Consider the following 18017-nt stretch of genomic DNA (forward strand, 5'->3'; position numbering starts at 1 on the left):
AATCGGGTTATTTGAAAAAGCTACAATAAGCTAAGTAGGTTATGCTTTTGCCAAATTCAATTGCCATGAAACTCCGTATTTGTCTTCGACCCACCCAAATAGTTGGCTTACAGGCGAGGCCTCAAGGGGCATTAGAACATGACCTTCCCGCGATAGCTGATCAAACACGTGGTGAATTTCTTCTTCCGAATCACAGGTGACGAATAGCGATAAAGCCGGGGTAAAAGGGTGCTTGTGCTGATGATTTTGGTCAATAGCCATGAAGGTTTGTCCTTTGAGGGTGAAAACAGCATGTAATACGGCTCCGTTCTCCTGATGAAATACGCTAATGATGTCCGACGGTTTAAATACAGAGGTATAAAATTGCATGGCTTCTTCTGCTTGACCGGAGAACATAAAAAATGTTGTTATTTTTGGGTTGGAATCCTGCATACGATCAGCTCCTTGGACTGGATGGTAGATGTTAACATTTTTCCGCTTTTCGAATAGAAATATTCACAATTGAAGAGGCGCTCCATGAAGACATACATTAGTTTTTGATGAAAAGGGACGAAAAAACGGAATGCGTGACGATATGGGGATTCGCCCAGTCCACGGGCTGATGTCCCGCATAGGATACATCAGCCTAGAACACAAGGAGTGAAACACATGTCTTTAATGCCACAGGTGCCTTTCGGAACACAACCGGGCACTCCGGGTCCAATCACACCGTCAGGTCCTTCGATTCCCCAATTTCCTGGTACACAGGGTTCGTTCCCCTCACCGATTGGCCCACCACCAGGGGGAGGAACTTTTTCGCCACAACCGCTGGCGCCTTTTGGCCCGCCACCAGGGCAAGGGCCGTTCTCGCCGCCGCCAGGACCGATTGGTCCTGGCGGACCGGGACCCCAAGCCCAAGCGCCAACTGCCCCGCCGCCGCAATTTACGCCACCAAAGCCACTGGTCACGGCCTACGCTATTGATCCGTTAGCCATCTCCGGTTGCTTGTTCCGCAACACGTTTATATGGCTAACGAATGGCCAGCGATTCTGGCTGTATCCCGTCTTTGTAGGCAGAACATCCGTAGCGGGATTCCGATGGAATGGTCGTTTCTGGACTTATTATGGTGTAGATACCAACCGTATCGAGTCGTTTAGTTGCTATTGGTAACTAAAAAGACTGAGAGAAGCGCTTATAGCGTTCCCTCAGTCTTTTTTTTGGCTGTTATTCCATCCACCATCGCTTGAAATTGCCCCACCATGATTTCTTTTCTGCCTGTCGCTCCGCTTGGTCAGTCTGTGTCGCTGCCGGTGGGTTGTTCTGCCCTGATATGGTTTCCTTCGGCTCCGTGCCGCTGACGAATACCTCCAGCCGCTTATCTGGACTGTCCGGCGCAGCCAGCTTGCCACTGGCCGGATCAATATAGGCGCTGACTACGCCGTCAGGGATGGGGAAGATTTTGGGCGGCACATTCTCCAGCGCTTTTTCCGTATATTGCGCGAAAATCGGTGCCGCCCGTCGGGCATCCTGCGTGCTGATGGCCTTGCCCTTGTCATAGCCGACCCAGACGGCGGTGGACAGCTCGGGCGTGAAGCCGACCATCCACGCATCGGTGTTGGTCGTGCCGCTCTTCCCGGCAACCGGGCGCTTGATCAGCTTTGCGACCCGATTGCCGGTGCCGCCTTCCTCGAACACGCCTTCCATAAGGCGTGTGAGGACGTAGGCAGAGGCGGGCTTCACTACCTGCACCGGAGCGGCCTGCGGTGCTTCGTAGAGCGACCGCCCGGCCGCATCAGTAATGCGCAGCACCGCCACCGGAGCGACCTTTTGTCCGCCGCTGCCGATGACCGAGAAGGCTGAGGCCATCTCGAACGGGCTGACAGGCGATACGCCCAGCGCGAGGGAAGGCACAGGCTTCAGCTCGCTCGTAATGCCCATTTTGCGGGCGAGGTCCATGACTTTGTCCGTTCCCACCTTCAAAATGGTGCTTACCGCATAAATATTATCGGACGCCGCAATCGCACGCCGCAGATCGATTTCGCCCAAATATTTGTCTCCAAAATTTTTGGGCTTGTAGGTTTTGCGGTTGTTATCGTAGTGAAACAACGTTGGTCGGCTTTCGAACTTGGACGTACTCGTCAATTCGCCGGAATCCAGTGCGCTCAGATACATAATCGGCTTAAAGGATGAGCCGGGCTGCCGGGTCGTGGCAAGCGCATGATTGTACTGATTGCTGACATAATTGGTCCCGCCGACCATGGCTTTCACATGCCCGTTGCGCGGGTCCATGGAGATTAACGCTGTTTCCAGTCCGTTGTTGTTCTTCATGCCCTCGTCTACAGCCGCCTCGGCTGCTTGCTGCATGTGCATGTCCAGCGTGGTATAAATGCTCAGCCCGCCATGCTCCAGCACACCTTCGCTAATTCCCAGCTGATTCGTTGCAAGTTGGCGGACGTAGTCGCGGAACCAGGGAGCGGCTTCTACCGTCCGGCGCTGGCTCTCAGGCCGCAGGGCGAGCATTTCCTCATAGGCCTTGGTAGCTTGGGCCGGAGTAATTTTGCCAGTGAGCGCCATGGAATCCAATACAATTTTTTGCCGATCCTTTGCGTTTTTCATATGGTTATACGGCGAATAATAGGTCGGTCCCTTCGGAATACCTGCCAGCAGGGCGCTTTCAGCCAAATCCAGATCTTTTGCCGATTTACCGAAATACATCTGCGAAGCCGCTTCAATGCCGTAAGCACCGTGACCATAATAGATTTCGTTCAAATACATTTGCAGCAGCTCGTTCTTGGTGTACTTCATTTCCAGCTGCGCGGTATAGATGGCTTCCTTGGCCTTGCGTGTCCACGTTTTCTCATGAGATAGGTACAGATTGCGTGCTAGCTGCTGAGTCAGTGTGCTGGCTCCTTGCGACATATCCCAATGGGTCAGATTGACAAGCACAGCTCTGCCCAGGCCTTTGAAATCAAAGCCGAAATGATCGTAAAACTTTCGGTCTTCCACAGCCAGTGTAGCTGCAATCAGATCGGGTGAAATTTGATCCAGCTGGACAGGCATGGATTCCTTGCCCCCCGCAGAGAAGGTGGCAATGACTTGACCCTGGCTATCCAGCAGACGTGAATTCCGGTCCGTATCCGCGAGGGGGAGACTGGTAGTATATAAATAGGCGAGCAGAATGCAGGCGGCGATGACCGTCAGAATGGTAAGTGACAGCAGTCCCTGAAACCATCGAAGCCAGAGCGGCTTGCGTTTGGGAAATTGCCCGGTTGTAGCGGCCATCCTGCCACCTCCTTCCATGGTTGATGTTCTCAGTATAGTCAATCCGAAAGCGTCTATTCATCAGATGCGTATACGTAACTGTTTTAAACCTGCTGGAACCTGAAAAATGCTTTTGCAGTTGATCCAGGTATCCTTTATAATGCAAAAAGTGTGAAAGCACAGCGTGTTTGGTACAATAAATATAGCAAACTCGGCGTTTGCGTGTTGCATATATAAGGAAATCCAACGTTTATGCTGGCTCGACTGGAATGATAAGAGTGCGACCTGGGCGATACAAGGATTGCCGGACACATACTTTGATCAGAAAGAAGGTTGAAATGATGGACTTGTGGTTTACGGAGAAGCAGACTCCCTCTTTCGGCATTACAGCAAAAATCAAACAAACGTATGTCTCTGAGAAAACGGAGTTTCAGGATCTAGCGATGATCGAGACAGAGGAATTCGGCAATATGCTCGTACTGGATGGCATGGTAATGACCACCGTAAAGGATGAATTCGTTTATCACGAAATGGTAGCACACCCCGCTCTGAATACCCATCCGAATCCGAAAAAGGTTCTGGTTGTGGGCGGCGGCGATGGCGGCGTTATTCGTGAGGTGATCAAGCACCCTGAGGTGGACAAGGCTGTGCTGGTTGAGATTGATGGCAAGGTGATCGAATATTCCAAAAAATATTTACCTGAGATCGCCGGGAAGCTGGACGAGCCTAACGTGGAAGTGCTGGTCAATGACGGCTACATGCACATTATCGAACATAAAAATGAATACGACGTCATCATGGTCGATTCGACAGAGCCGGTCGGTCCGGCAGCACCGCTGTTTGAGCGCGGATTTTACCAAGGCATTTTTGAAGCGCTGAAGGAAGATGGCATTTTCGTGGCGCAGACGGATAACCCTTGGTTCAAGGCTGATTTGATTCAGAAGGTCAACAAAGATGTAAAGGAAATTTTCCCGATTGTACGTGTGTATGGAGCGAACATTCCGACCTATCCGAGCGGTCTCTGGACATTCACGCTTGGCAGCAAGAAGTATGATCCGCTTGAAGTAGACGAAGCTCAAATTCCAGAGATGGATACTCGGTATTACAGTCCACGGTTACACAAAGCGGCGTTTGTATTGCCTAAATTTGTGGAGGATTTAACGAAGTAAGGAAGTAAAACAAGCTGGATATACATCCAAGTATAAGCGTGTTATGACATAAAATAAATGTAACTTTTAAGAAGCGTCGCAGTGTTCTTTATCGCCTGTTTTTGGGTGAAAAAGAGCGCTACAGACGCTTTTTTGTTATGGATAAAATTGAAAATAGGCATGAAAGCATACTGGACACTGAATTTCCTTTAAAGATAAAAGAAGGAAATTTAAGGGTGTATGTGGAATATACAAAGAACCAGACATTTGACAGAATTGTAATATCAACAGAGGGAGGTTTGGTTATGGAAATACATAACTTGGCGATGTACCAAAGAGGGGGAAATTTTTTTGATCAGACGCTCTTTTTATTATCTATGGGGGTCCCAGACGGTTTCCAATGTGGCGGATATTATTTATCTGCTGAGTATCGTGGTATTGGTGTTTACTTCAAGTGATTCATTAATGACGACCATTTTGATCCCGTTGTTTCGTTTGTCTTCGCAGGTTCTTAGCGGGCTGGTGGCACCGATTATTCTCAGTCGCTTCCGGTTGAATCGGGTTCTGTTGTTTTCCCAGCTAGGGCAGTTTGCGATTTTCACGCTGTTATTGTTGTACCTGTGGAATACGCCTGGGCAGAAGTCTTTTTTCTTTATTTTTATTATGGTATTCGGCATGTCTTTTCTGGATGGATGGACCAATCCTGCTCGCAATGCGCTGGTACCTCGTCTGGCTACGGGTGAAGGACTCATGCGCGCGAACGGTATGGTGTCGGTCAGTGATCAAGTAGTTAAATGCGCAGGCTGGGCATTAAGCGGTATTGTCATTGTCTGGCTAGGCTCGTTGAATACGTTGGTGGTCGCATCGTGTTGCTATCTCGTGGCCGCTATCGTCACGTCCTTCATCCGTGATCCGCTGGCTCAAGAAGAAGTAGGTTCTGAATCGTCTGATCCTTCTTCGAATGAAGCTGGGTTGGTCAAAGAGAAGAAGAAGGGGGCATACTGGAAGGAGCTTGGAGAAGGGTGGAAGATCATTTGGCATAACCGCCGCATCCGTTCTCTGATGATCGTGGATAGTGTGGATACCATTGGAGGAACCTCGTGGGTTGGCGTGTTCATCCTGGCATATGTGACACAAGTGCTGCATCAAGATGAGAGCTGGTGGGGCTTTATGAATGCCTCCTTTTTTTCAGGCATGATTTTAGGCGGGCTTCTCGTCGTTGGTTTGGTGAAACGGCTGCAAAAGAACAGCTTTCTGTATATGCTGGGGGCGTTAATGGTATATGTACTGATTACCGTTGTGTTTGCGCTCAATACGATCCCGGTCGCTGCACTGGTTCTTTTTGCAATATCCGGTATACCCGTTCAAATGGCGGGCATTATTCGCCGCACCTTGCTGCAAACCAGCGCGCCGGCAGCCCAGCTTCCCAAAGTGATGGCAGGGATTGATGTGCTTACAAATCTCGCTTTCGGCCTGTCCTTGTTATTCCTGGGTTGGTATGCTGACCGTTTCGGCATGGTGCAGGTGTATTTACTGGCTGCGGCTATGACCACCATTGCCGTTCTGATTGGCTGGTTCTATCGCAGGGATTTTCAGGAGAATGAGCAAGTGGACCATCCAACCGCTACGGGGGCTGGCATTTAAAATTGGCGTTCTCATTAGGCGTGACATCGTTGGATGACTACATAGTTAATTGCAGGTGTAAAAGTGGACGTGACGATAGGGAGAATAAAAACATAATTTCCTCAATTTCAAAGGAACACCACTGGAAGAATGTTGACGGTGGTGTTCCTTACATATCATTTTAAACAGTATGCTGTTAAGCGATATGTACCATTATAATATTAGATCCGTTTGCTCGTGATAAATGTTTTGACGGCAGGAGGAGTGTAATTGGTAAATTGCCGTAGGATTCCTTGCGGAGTAGTATCTGTAATTACCATCGCACGATATTTTTCCTGCATAAATTGCTCCTCAGCCATACGATTAAACAAAGAAATAAGGGGATCGTAATAATGGTTAATGTTTAAAAGACCACATGGCTTTTCATGCAAGCCTAGCTGTGCCCATGTGAAAATTTCAAAATATTCTTCCATTGTACCTGGGCCACCTGGTAAAGCAATAAACCCGTCCGCAATCTCAGCCATTTTAGATTTTCGTTCATGCATGGAATCAACAATGATTAGTTCGCTCAGGCTAGTATGTGCAATTTCACGGCTTTGCAAAAAGTGAGGGAGCACGCCAATGACGTGACCTCCTGCATGAAGTACTGCGTCAGCTACTGCACCCATTAAACCAACGCTTGCTCCTCCATAAACCAAGCTTATCTCTTGTTCGGCAAGTGCCTTCCCCAGAGCAATAGCATGCTCTCGATAAATCGTAGACGCCCCATCACTGGAACCGCAGAAAACAGCAATGCTTTTCATGTTAGACCCCCCTTATGAATATCTCTTTGCAAGTTTTTGCTGGTGTGTCCGAAATATGTCCTCCAAGGTGATGTCATACTTGTTGGCGATCACGATGAGATTACCCAGTACGTCTCCAAGTTCTTCAGTTAAATGTTCCTTGTTATCCTCGAATGAACCTTCGATCTCATCAGGCCGGTCTCTGCCGATTTCCAAGGCGCGAATGGCTCTCGCAACCTCTCCGGTTTCTTCCGCCAGAAAGCCAATTCGGACGAATATATCCAAATCAGACCAGTTTCTCTTATGGTAATATTGCTTTACCCACTGTTGAAATTCATTAATATCCATATCCAGCCTCCCAACATAAACCGATGTATAGGTGTGAACTATACACAAAATCTCAACAACAAAACAGAAACATTTGTTCGTGTTTTTATTATATAATATGAAAGGGTATTTTTCAAACCGCTGTTATCGCGGTCTCTATTTGTTTTATCTAGGCTGTTTTCGTAAACTTTGTTGTTTTTGCGTAATAAATAAGAGCATATTCTTGTTGAAATAACTTTGATATGATTTTCTATGAATAGAAGAAAAGGGGTGAACCTTTGATGAATTCAGTTGATTTAATAATTTTAAATTTTGAAGAAGTTAGATGTAGAAGTGTAAAAGTATGGAGAGCTATACCCGAAGAAATGTTAAATTGGAAGCCTGATAAAGATGCTCTTACTTGTGCTGAGATGATCAGACATTTATTACAAGGTGAGTTTCTTTTTCACCAAGTTCTTCTAGGGAGGGGGAGTAAAGCACTATCTAATTTGTTCAATCCCTTTGAAGCAAAAGAATTCGTATCAGTAGATGATGAACTTGAATTTGCACAGCCTTATCGTGAGGAATTCTTGAAATACGTTAAAACAATTAGTATAGGCGACTTAGAAAATATAGAAATAGACCTTTCTGATACAGGTGGTTATGTTAAAACACTTGGGGGTATGTTATTACGTATTGCTTACCACGAATCTGTCCACACAGGTCAGTTGTTAGACTATATGAGAACAATGGGAATAGACCGTCCTAAGATATGGGATTGATATTGACTTTGTTAAAATCTTACTTAAACCCTACTATATCAACCATTTAAAATTATGATCAAGAAAGCAACAATCTATGTGAAAAATCGAGGTGCTTCAAAAAAGGAGCCAAACTTATTATGGCTCCCTTTTTTGTTGTTCAGATATTGGGCAGGATGTGGAATGGATCAGGTGAGGAACGGTTTGTTAGGGTTTAAGTTCACCTGTGACCGTATCCAGTATGCCTGCTAGGCCGTAGTAAACTGGCTATTATAGAGCGAAGCATAATGGCCACCGCTTGCAAGCAGCTCATCATGGGTTCCGCTTTCGACGACATCACCGTTTTTCATGTATAAAATCAAATCCGCTTCACGAATGGTCGATAGCCGATGGGCGATCACAAAGCTGGTTCGTCCATCGATCATTTTCATAAATGCTTTCTGGATACGCGCCTCTGTCAGGGTGTCTATGCTGCTGGTCGCTTCATCCAGAATAAGCATAGGCGGATCAACCAGGATCACCCGTGCAATGGTGAGCAACTGCTTTTGCCCTTGGGACAGGGTGTCGCCTGAGCCGCTGATGACGGTGTCGTAGCCATGAGGCAGACGTTTAATGAAGCTATGCGCATTGGCAGCTGTCGCAGCCGCAATGACTTCTTCTTCTGTGGCTTCCGGCTTTCCGTAAGCGATATTGTCCCGAATGGTGCCGCTGAACAGCCATGTATCCTGAAGCACCATGCCAAAGTTCGTCCGCAAGCTGTCCCGGGACATGTCGTTGATATTCACCCCGTCGATGGATATGGAGCCGCTGTCCACATCGTAAAACCGCATGAGCAGGTTGACGAGTGTCGTTTTGCCTGCCCCGGTCTGGCCGACAATCGCGACCCGTGTGCCCGGCTTAACCTCGAGACTAAAGTCCGTAATGAGTGTGCGTTCCGGGTTATAGGAGAATTTGACATGATCAAAAACAATCGTACCTTTGCTGCGTTCCAACTGCACTGCATTTGATTTTTCCGGCTGCTCTGGCGGCGAATCCAGAATGGCAAATATCCGCTGAGCGGAAGCTGTTGCCGATTGGAACTGGGTGAGCACACCCGTAATTTCATTAAAGGGCTTGGCGAACAAATTAGTATAAATTAGAAAGCTCGACAATCCACCCACCGAGATCACCCCCAAAATGATGGATATACAGCCAATCATTGCGGTAACCGAAAAAGTCATGTTGTTGACCAATCGGGTAGAGGGGTTCGATAATGATCCATAGAACTGTGATTTTACCCCGGCTTGATATAATTGTTCGTTTTTGGCAGAGAATTCCTCAAACGTGCGGTTTTCATAATGAAAGGCAGTCACCACCCGCTGTCCGCCGATCATTTCCTCCACATAACCGTTCAGACTTCCCAAAATTTTGGCCTGTTCGCGGAACATGCGTTGAGATCTTGTGGTAATGAATCTGGCCACGCCATATGTGACCGGAGCTGAGACGAGTACCACCAATGTCATCATGGGACTGATATATAACATAAGCACAATGGAGCCTATGATGGTAACAATTCCCGTAATCAAGGTAGAGAAACCTTGGAGCAACCCATCTGAAACGGCATCCATATCGTTTACAAATCGGCTAATGCTGTCTCCTTGAGGGTGATTGTCATGGAAGCTTAACGGAAGGATATTAAAATGATCAAATAACTCCCGCCGCATATCATTTACCGTCTGAAAAGCAACCCGGTTCGTCAAATACGTAAGCAGCCAGCTAAACAGACTTCCTACCGCATATACAATGCCTAATCCGGCTAGAATTTGCGCGACACCTCTAAAATCCACTCCCCCCTGACCCGCCATATGGTCGATAGCGCGACCAATCATATAAGGCCCGACCAGACTGGCAAGCACACTGATAATCGCACAGACAATGACCCCATATGTCGTGTTCTTATATTGATTCACATAGGTTAACAGTCTCTTCCACGTTTCCTTGCTGCTCATTGATCTACCTCCTGCGTTGAGAGCTGGGAATGATTAATTTCCTTATATACATCTGAGCTGCTCATCAACTGATCATGTGTGCCGATACCGGCAATCCGTCCTTCATCAAATACAATAATTTTATCGGCATGCTGCACGCTGCTTACCCGTTGCGAGACCAGTAGGACGGTCATATGGGTGCTATTGTCCCGTAGCGATTTGCGCAGGGCAGCGTCGGTTGCAAAATCAAGTGCGCTTGAGGAATCATCCAAAATGAGGATTTCCGGGTTCCCTACAATAGCTCTTGCAATAGTAAGCCGCTGCTTTTGGCCTCCCGACAGATTAAGACCCCCTCGGGTAATCGGGGCATCGTATTTTTCGGGTAAACTGGAAATGAATTCATCCGCTTGTGCAATGGCGGCCGCCTGCGCCACTTCCTCATCGGTGGCATGTTCATTGCCCCAGCGGATATTATCCGCTATGGTGCCGGTGAACAGCAGCGCCTTCTGCGGGACAATCCCGATCTTTTGCCGCAGCTGCTTAAGTTTGTAATCCCGGACATCGATTCCAGCAACCCGTATACTGCCTTCTACCGCATCATAGAATCGGGGAATGAGATTCACAAATGTAGATTTCCCCGAGCCTGTTCCTCCAATGATGCCGACCGTTTCACCCGGATAGATGTCTGCGTCTACATCGCTAAGCGCCATTTGTCCTGTTGGATTGTATCCAAAGGAGACATGATCAAAGGAGATAGCTGGTACGGTGCTTTGTGGGGATATGTGATCTGTATGTGGCTGACCTCCAGATATAGCAACATCGGAGATGGAAGCCTGCGTATCCAGCACCTCCTGAATCCGTGCTGCTGAGGTGGCAGCCTTGGTGAACAAAATAATCAAATTGGTCACCACAATCAGAGCCAGTAAAATCTGCGTGATATAATTAATAAAAGCGATAATCTCTCCTTGTGTAAGGGCTCCATATTGGATATGGATACCCCCGATCCACAGGATGGCAATAATGGCTCCGTTGACCACCAGCAAGGTGGCCGGGCTAAGCAAAGCGGAAATTCGACCGACACGAATGGCGATCTGGGTCAGATCATCGGAGGCTGTAGTGAACTTTACTCGTTCGGCTCCTCTTTTGGCAAAAGCTCGTATTACCCGTACCCCGGTCAGATTCTCGCTTAGCACCAAAGCGATTTTATCCAGCTTTTTCTGATATAAGCGGTAGAGTGGCGAAGCCTTCGTAATGACCAGGTACAAAATCACAGCCAGGATCGGCGTAGCCGCCAACAGCACCAAAGCCAGACGGAAGTCCAGAATCATCGACATCATAATAGCTCCGATACAAATAAAAGGAGCGCGAATGACCAGACGAATCAGCATCGCGACTGCCGTTTGGAGCTGATTAACATCGTTTGTAATCCGGTTAATGAGCGAAGGTGTCCCAAACTTATCGAGATCCGCATAAGAGAGCGATGAAATGTGCTGGAACATCGTGTTGCGCAGCGTCGTACCAAATCCTTGAGAGGCCCGGGCTGCATAAAACTGGCACACCATTGAACTGCCGAAGCCCAGCAGGGTCATAAGCAACATCAAAAGACCCATCTGCCACACATAATGGGTATCTTCTTTGCCAACGCCGTGATTAATCATGAGAGCAACCATGGTAGGCAGCAATAATTCCAGAATGGCCTCAATGAGCTTAAACAGAGGTCCCAAGATGCTTTCCTTTTTATAAGGTTTCAAAAAAACAGCGAATTTCAGCAAATAAACCATCACCTAACTAAAATGATATATAAAGCCTGTTGACCCAACGCGATAACTGAATATGATTATGGCATATCCCAAACCATATGAATAATATTTAATATATATTAGAGGCATATGTATTTCATATACCGGAGGTCCATGATGGAATTGAGACATCTTAAGTATTTTCTGGCGATTGCAGAGGCAGGACAAATTACGGCAGCAGCGAAAAAGTCGAAAATGGCCCAGCCCCCCTTAAGTCAGCAGCTCATGCAGCTGGAGGAAGAGCTTGGTGTAAAACTCGTGCATCGAGGTCCGCGAAGCCTTCATCTGACGGAGGCCGGCATCATTTTGCAGAACAGAGCCAAGCAGATTTTGGAGCTGACAGATGCTACGACAAGAGAAATTAATGATGTTGCCATGGGCACGAAGGGTACCCTTACGATTGGAACCGTCTCCTCCTCCGGCGCAGCCCTGATGAAGGACAGGCTTTCCGAGTTTCATAAAAACTATGCAGGTGTAAAATTTGAAATTCATGAGGGAAATACGTTTATGATTCTCGACCTTTTGAACAAAGGAATTGTGGAGGTTGGTATTGTCAGGACACCGTTCAACACTACCGATTTGGGCTGCAGATATGCGGCCTCTGAGCCGATGGTCGCAGTGATGACACAAGAACACGACTGGAAACCTGACCAGAAGACTATCACATTGTCAGAGTTGAAGAACAGGCCGTTAATTGTATACCGCCGCTTCGAACAACTGATCCACGATACCTGCATGAAGCATGGCTTTGAGCCGAACTTATTTTGCAAAAACGATGATGCTCGCACCACGCTTCACTGGGCTAATGAAGGGCTGGGTATCGGCATGATTTCACAGTCTGCGTTGTCACTGGGCAGCAATAGCCAGTTAATCGTTAAGGAAATTATGTGTGAAGAATTGCATACTCGTGTAGCCGCAGTGTGGCTCAAGGATAAATACATGTCTTCCCTGGCTTCCCGATTTATCGAAAGCTTTAGTCAGGCATCCGATGAGCGAACCTGTGATAGCTGATTTTTTTGAATGAAAGCATCTTTTTGTAAAAACTCATTTGAATTGCAATCGGGAACTGGATATAGTAGTACAGTAGGATAGCGATAGAATGGAGTTTGAACACATGCCACACAATGCAAAGGTCCAAATTCGCCTTCATAGTCATCATGATGGGGAAGATGTGGTCCAGGAGCTTCCTGGAGAAGCCATCGTGCGTGGGAAGCATCTATATATAAGGTATGAAGAGCCACAAGAGGGTCCTCAGGGAGGAATGACACGGAACACGGTCAAAATCGGACCTGATGAGCTTAAACTGATCCGTCACGGCGAGGTGCAATCGGAGCAGTCATTTGCGCTTGGACGCAGATTGCCGGGATTTTACCGATCGCCTTATTTGAACCTGAACATGTCTGCGCATACACAGAAGCTTGATATTCGGATGGATGGATTTAGCGGATATGTGAGCTGGACCTATGATCTGTACGTATTTGAGGATTTCTCGGGGCATTTTGCCATCAGTTTGCATATACAGGAGGAGCAACAATCATGACAAGCAATCCACTGGAACTTATTAATCAAAAGGTGACCTCGGCCATCGAGGCCGCGATACTGGCTGCCGGAATCGTGAGCCGCGAAGAGCTGCCGACCATTACGCTGGAGGTGCCAAAGGACAAGTCACACGGTGACTTGGCTACTAATGCTGCGATGCAGCTTACCCGTATTGCCAAGAAAAACCCGCGTCAAATCGCTGAAGACTTGATCGCAAATATGGATTTGGCTGCCGCTTCTATTGAGAGTGCGGACATTGCCGGACCGGGTTTTATTAACTTCCGTCTGAACAAGGGCTACCTGTATACCATTATTGAACAAGTACAAGTACAGGGAGCAGATTACGGACGTGTACAGGTAGGTGCAGGCAAAAAGGTCCAAATCGAATTTGTCAGCGCGAACCCGACAGGCAGCCTCCACCTGGGGCATGCGCGTGGTGCAGCAGTGGGGGATGCTCTTTGCAACGTGCTTGATTATGCCGGATATCAAGTTACTCGTGAATACTACATTAATGATGCGGGTAACCAGATTTACAATATGAGCCGTTCCATTGAAGCACGTTATTTGCAAGAGCTGGGACAGCCCGCAGAGATGCCGGAGGACGGTTACCATGGTGAGGATATCATCGGGTTTGCCAAAGAGCTGGTGGCTGAGAAGGGCGATGCTTTGTTGTCTATGGAACCAGGGGATCGCGCTGCTTATTTCCGTGACTATGGTCTGGAAAAGGAACTGAACAAGATCAAGCGTGACCTAGAACGATTCCGTGTACCGTTTGACTCCTGGTTCAGCGAAACATCGCTGTATGATAACGGCGAAGTGCTCAAGGCGCTGAACGAGCTCCGTGATCGTGATGAAATCTACGAGAAGGACGGAGCTACGTGGCTGAACACGACCAAATACGGCGACGATAAAGACCGCGTATTGATCAAAAATGACGGCACCTACACCTACCTGACACCGGATATCGCTTACCATCGCGACAAATATGCCCGTGGATATGATACGATCATCAACATCTGGGGCGCCGATCACCATGGCTACATTCCACGGATGAAGGCAGCTATGGAAGCGCTGGGTAATGACCCGGATAAGCTTAAAGTGCTGATTGCCCAAATGGTCAGCCTGTTCCAAAACGGGGAAAAGGTGAAAATGTCCAAACGTACCGGCAAGGCCGTGACGATGGAAGATCTGATGGAAGAAGTAGGCGTGGATGCGATTCGTTACTTCTTCACGATGCGCAGCATGGATTCGCATTTGGATTTTGATATGGATTTGGCGATTTCCACATCCAATGAAAATCCGGTATTCTACGTGCAATATGCGCACGCACGTGCGTGCAGCGTATATCGTCAAGCCGAGGAGCAGGGGATAGCTGTACTGCCACTGGCAGAGGTGGACCTGTCCAAGCTGACGGCTGAGCATGAATATGACCTGTTGCGCAAAATCGGTGAGCTGCCGGAGGAAGTCTCTGTAGCAGCTGCGAACTTTGCGCCGCACCGTATGATTCGCTATGTCTATGAGCTGGCTTCACTATTCCACAGCTACTATAAGGCAGAGCGCGTCATCACCGAGGATGCTGCTCAAACGCAAGCTCGCTTGGCACTGTTTGGCGCGGTGCGCACCACCATTGCCAACGTGCTGAAACTGGTGGGCGTGTCTGCGCCGGAACGTATGTAAATGCTGTAACGATAAAAGAACCGCACGTACTATCCAGAACAGGATGGCACGTGCGGTTCCTTTTTATATGAAAGCAGCTTGGCTTAGTACCGTTCCAGCACCAGATTCGTTTTCAGGGAATCGGCAGGAACCAGCCATCCCTTGGATTGCAGCAAGTTGATCAGCTGGGTGCGGTTGCTGGCGGCAGCGCTGTAATCCGAGGTTTTAAAAGAAATTTCGATGATGGTATCTGTGCCGGATCCGCTCGCACTGCGGATGGGCCAAATTTCAACGTCGGTATCCAGTCCCTGAAAGCTGCCTTCGTATTTGCTGACCTGTACCGGGCCGCGAACTCTGGAGTCTGCCAAGGTTTTTTTGCCACAGTTGCTGTCTTTCCAGTTTTGCAGCTTGCCCGGAAGGTGATCTAACAGCTGTTTTAGTGCCTGATCCGGGGAAGGAAGCGTTAATCCTTTAGAAGCGGATGTTTTCTTATCATTGGAGAAGCTTAACGTTTGCTTGCTATAGCCCCAGTCCACCTCAGCCTCATAGTTATCGTCGGAAGCGTCGAAGCCTTCTTTATTGGCTTGGCTAAGAGCTGCCTCAATATCTCCATTTGTGACCGTGTAGCGCTTTTTGTAGGTTAATTCATAATTCTTTTTATCCTCTTTTTTGCGAAATCTGACGTTCCAGCCCTCGCCGTTCAATTGAAGCTGATCGGTATCGAAATACTCTACGCTCAATCTTTGTACCTCATCGCTAATTTGGAACTCATGTACTATGCTGCTTTTCAGAGAGCCATCTGCATTGAGAACCTGAGCCGTATCCAGCAGCATCTTTACCTCATAGCTTGGAGTGGCATTGGCGGCGGCCTGTACAGGCTCGGCTCCCTTCCATCCCGTTACGAGCAGCACTGCGCTCAGGGTTAAGACCGACAATACTTTTGTAAAACGAAACCTCTTTTTCATTCTATCCTCTCCTGTTCGTCCGAATGGTAGTACACGCTATACTTTACGGGGTTATTGTCAGTCGTATGTCAAGGCTGGGCGGTACTACGATTAAAAAATACCATAATTTCTATATAACAGGTAAGATTTAATCTTGGTTCGATGACAAATATTCAGCAAAACGGCGAATCAGCGCCGAACGATGGCGGTCTTGGTTGCTGACCATATAAATGTATCTTTCAACACGGTGACCCGGAATGGGCCGGATCACTAGCAGCCTGCGTTGGACTTCCGATTGTACGGCAATGCGGGAGACGAAGGAGACGTGTTCTCCCAGCATGACCGACTGCTTGATGGCCTCGAGCGAATCCAGCTCCAAATAGGAGGGGAGACGACGGTTGCCATGCTCCAACCATTTGTCGGTCATGTGCCGTGTGCTGGAATCCTTGCCATGCAGCACGAAGGAGGAAGAAGCGATGCGTTCGGGCGTCAGCCCGGTTTCACTTGCGAGCGAGTGACCGGGTGCGCAGATGAGTACCAGTTCATCCTCGCTTAAGGGCTCGGCCACCAGCGTTGGCGCTTGAAACGGCTCTGCCGAGATGACGCCGAGGTCAATTTCGTGGCGAGTGAGCATGTCCTTGATCACTGGAGCTGTTTTCACCGACAAGGAAATATGAATCCCCGGATGCTCACGGGCAAAACGGTGCAGCACCGCAGGGAGCAAGTAGGTAGCGGGTACATAGCTTGCTCCGATTCGAATGCTTCCCCGCTGAAGCGTGTCGAATTCGCAGACGACCCGCTCTGCCTCGGCAGCGAGTGCGTTGATCTTGGCGGCATAGTGGAGTAGCGCTTGGCCGGCATCTGTCAGGATGATTTTGCCCATCCTCGTATCAAACAGCTTTACACCGAATTCCCGCTCCAGATTCTTCATATGAAAGGTAACGGTTGGTTGTTTCAGACCGAGAAGCTCGGCCACGGTGGTAATTTTATGGTGCTTGTCCAGCAACTCTACAATGTGCAGCTTTAGAAGACTCAAATTCACTTGGGATGCCCCACTTTCTGATTGATTGGAAACTTATGCTTGCCTCTGGTGCTACGGTATCAATCCCCTCTATATAGATTAAATCTATGAGTATTAACACAATTCATTGAAATAATTAATTTTGTTTTAACTTTCCAATAACACAGGCTGCGAATTCAAGTTTTACACTGGGGTCAGTCAGAAGAACAGGCGGGTAATGCGATGAATCAAGATCTACATATTCACGGGTTGAGTAAAACCTTCGGTCATATGACCGCATTGCACGAGACCAATCTGCTTGTGCGACGGGGAAAATTCACAACACTGCTCGGTCCGTCCGGCTGTGGGAAAACAACGCTTCTGCGCATGATCGCCGGGCTGGAGACGCCAGATAGCGGCACGATCACGTTGGGCGAGGAAATTCTATTTTCGGCTGAACGTAAAAAGGATGTGCCCGCACATCTTCGTCATTTTGGCATGGTGTTTCAGGACTTCGCGTTGTGGCCGCATATGACGGTGTTTGAAAATGTGGCCTTTGGCCTGCGTGCAGGCAAGCAGGCCAAACTTCCCGGTGGCGGGCGTGCCAAGGAGCTGCGGGCGGTGGTGCTAGAGGCACTGAACAAGGTCAGACTATCGGGGATGGAAGGTAGGTATCCCCATGAGTTGTCCGGCGGACAGCAGCAACGGGTCGCCTTTGCCCGCGCCGTTGCCGTTCGGCCCCGGCTCGTATTGTTCGATGAGCCGCTCAGTGCACTGGATGCGGTGCTGCGGGAAGAAATGCGCATCGAAATGTTGTCGCTGGTGCGCGATCTAGGTCTGACCGCCCTGTACGTTACCCATGATCAAGTCGAGGCTATGTCGATGTCTGATGAGGTGGTCGTCATGAAGAACGGGCATATATTACAGACGGGAACGCCAGAGGACATCTATGGTCGTCCATCTCATCCAGAGGTGGCGAGGTTTATCGGTAAATCGAACTGGCTACAGCCGGAGCGGATGCTATTCCGCCCCGAGCATGTGCGCTGGGAACAGGATCAAGTGGACCAGCACGCCTTTACAGTAAAGGTTCAGCATGTCAGCTATGTGGGGGATCGGTATGAGATACGTATGCTGGCTGAGAATGGGGAGCTATGGAGCGCTTATCATTCGACCCGTTTATCCATAGGGGAACGAAAGCAAATTTGGGTATCACCGCAGTACATCCACCAACTCGAACCATAAGAAAAGGGGT

At 48.4% G+C, this 18017-nt stretch carries 17 protein-coding genes; 9 read left to right on the top strand and 8 right to left on the bottom strand.

All coding sequences use genetic code 11. The annotated features are described in order from the left end of the window. Window positions 1-39: 39 nt before the first annotated feature. A complete protein-coding gene (locus LCF57_RS10975; RefSeq protein WP_226000716.1) occupies window positions 40-432 on the bottom strand; it encodes a VOC family protein in 393 nt (130 codons plus the stop codon). A 216-nt stretch (window positions 433-648) separates the two neighbouring features. Between LCF57_RS10975 and LCF57_RS10980 the strand changes: the two genes are divergently transcribed. Then, complete coding sequence (locus LCF57_RS10980; protein WP_226000717.1) at window positions 649-1149, top strand: transporter; 501 nt, start codon at window positions 649-651, stop codon at window positions 1147-1149. A gap of 54 nt (window positions 1150-1203) precedes the next feature. Here the strand turns inward: LCF57_RS10980 and LCF57_RS10985 are convergent, their stop codons facing one another. Continuing rightward, on the bottom strand, window positions 1204-3261 hold the full coding sequence (locus LCF57_RS10985; RefSeq protein ID WP_226000718.1) for a transglycosylase domain-containing protein: 2058 nt from the start codon (window positions 3259-3261) through the stop codon (window positions 1204-1206). Between the two features lie 320 nt (window positions 3262-3581). On the opposite strand from LCF57_RS10985, the gene speE reads away from it, so the two are divergent. From speE to LCF57_RS11000, 3 genes are all read left to right on the top strand, one after another. Next, window positions 3582-4409 carry a polyamine aminopropyltransferase gene (gene speE, locus LCF57_RS10990; protein WP_226000745.1) on the top strand — a complete coding sequence of 276 codons (828 nt, stop codon included), beginning with the start codon at window positions 3582-3584 and terminating at the stop codon, window positions 4407-4409. 137 nt (window positions 4410-4546) lie between these two features. Continuing rightward, on the top strand, window positions 4547-4846 hold the full coding sequence (locus LCF57_RS10995; RefSeq protein ID WP_226000719.1) for a hypothetical protein: 300 nt from the start codon (window positions 4547-4549) through the stop codon (window positions 4844-4846). Next, a complete protein-coding gene (locus LCF57_RS11000) occupies window positions 4740-6032 on the top strand; it encodes an MFS transporter (RefSeq protein ID WP_226000720.1) in 1293 nt (430 codons plus the stop codon). Before LCF57_RS10995 ends, LCF57_RS11000 begins: the two co-directional genes overlap by 107 nt. A 200-nt stretch (window positions 6033-6232) precedes the next feature. Here LCF57_RS11000 and LCF57_RS11005 read toward each other — a convergent pair whose 3' ends face one another. Both LCF57_RS11005 and LCF57_RS11010 read right to left on the bottom strand, forming a co-directional pair. Further along, window positions 6233-6814: a TIGR00730 family Rossman fold protein gene (locus tag LCF57_RS11005; protein ID WP_226000721.1), complete on the bottom strand. Its 582-nt coding sequence runs from the start codon at window positions 6812-6814 to the stop codon at window positions 6233-6235. A 12-nt stretch (window positions 6815-6826) separates the two neighbouring features. Next, entirely contained in the window at window positions 6827-7141 is a 315-nt protein-coding gene (locus LCF57_RS11010; protein WP_025716126.1) for a MazG nucleotide pyrophosphohydrolase domain-containing protein, read from the bottom strand. 260 nt (window positions 7142-7401) lie between these two features. On the opposite strand from LCF57_RS11010, the gene LCF57_RS11015 reads away from it, so the two are divergent. Next, window positions 7402-7881 (top strand): DinB family protein, encoded by a 480-nt coding sequence (locus tag LCF57_RS11015; protein WP_226000722.1) that lies wholly within the window; start codon window positions 7402-7404, stop codon window positions 7879-7881. 227 nt (window positions 7882-8108) lie between these two features. Here the strand turns inward: LCF57_RS11015 and LCF57_RS11020 are convergent, their stop codons facing one another. Together LCF57_RS11020 and LCF57_RS11025 are read right to left on the bottom strand one after the other, a co-directional pair. After that, a complete protein-coding gene (locus LCF57_RS11020; protein WP_226000723.1) occupies window positions 8109-9848 on the bottom strand; it encodes an ABC transporter ATP-binding protein in 1740 nt (579 codons plus the stop codon). Then, on the bottom strand, window positions 9845-11599 hold the full coding sequence (locus LCF57_RS11025; protein ID WP_226000724.1) for an ABC transporter ATP-binding protein: 1755 nt from the start codon (window positions 11597-11599) through the stop codon (window positions 9845-9847). Before LCF57_RS11025 ends, LCF57_RS11020 begins: the two co-directional genes overlap by 4 nt. 144 nt (window positions 11600-11743) lie before the next feature. Between LCF57_RS11025 and LCF57_RS11030 the strand changes: the two genes are divergently transcribed. The 3 genes from LCF57_RS11030 to argS all read left to right on the top strand — a co-directional run bounded on the left by LCF57_RS11030 (window position 11744) and on the right by argS (window position 14842). After that, window positions 11744-12637, top strand: coding sequence for a LysR family transcriptional regulator (locus LCF57_RS11030; RefSeq protein WP_226000725.1), 894 nt, complete (start codon window positions 11744-11746; stop codon window positions 12635-12637). A gap of 88 nt (window positions 12638-12725) precedes the next feature. Continuing rightward, window positions 12726-13166 (top strand): DUF1934 domain-containing protein, encoded by a 441-nt coding sequence (locus LCF57_RS11035; protein WP_226000726.1) that lies wholly within the window; start codon window positions 12726-12728, stop codon window positions 13164-13166. Beyond that, the gene (gene argS, locus LCF57_RS11040; RefSeq protein ID WP_226000727.1) at window positions 13163-14842 is read left to right on the top strand and encodes an arginine--tRNA ligase; all 1680 of its coding nucleotides are present in this window, start codon (window positions 13163-13165) and stop codon (window positions 14840-14842) included. The genes LCF57_RS11035 and argS overlap by 4 nt, the downstream gene beginning before the upstream one ends. Window positions 14843-14925: 83 nt before the next feature. Here the strand turns inward: argS and LCF57_RS11045 are convergent, their stop codons facing one another. Further along, entirely contained in the window at window positions 14926-15786 is an 861-nt protein-coding gene (locus LCF57_RS11045) for a hypothetical protein (RefSeq protein WP_226000728.1), read from the bottom strand. 127 nt (window positions 15787-15913) lie between these two features. Beyond that, a complete protein-coding gene (locus LCF57_RS11050) occupies window positions 15914-16807 on the bottom strand; it encodes a LysR family transcriptional regulator (RefSeq protein WP_226000729.1) in 894 nt (297 codons plus the stop codon). Between the two features lie 201 nt (window positions 16808-17008). Between LCF57_RS11050 and LCF57_RS11055 the strand changes: the two genes are divergently transcribed. After that, window positions 17009-18007: an ABC transporter ATP-binding protein gene (locus tag LCF57_RS11055; RefSeq protein WP_226000730.1), complete on the top strand. Its 999-nt coding sequence runs from the start codon at window positions 17009-17011 to the stop codon at window positions 18005-18007. Window positions 18008-18017 lie beyond the last annotated feature (10 nt).

Origin of the sequence: Paenibacillus sp. BJ-4 (genome assembly GCF_020404765.1) — a bacterium.
Taxonomy (GTDB): domain Bacteria; phylum Bacillota; class Bacilli; order Paenibacillales; family Paenibacillaceae; genus Paenibacillus.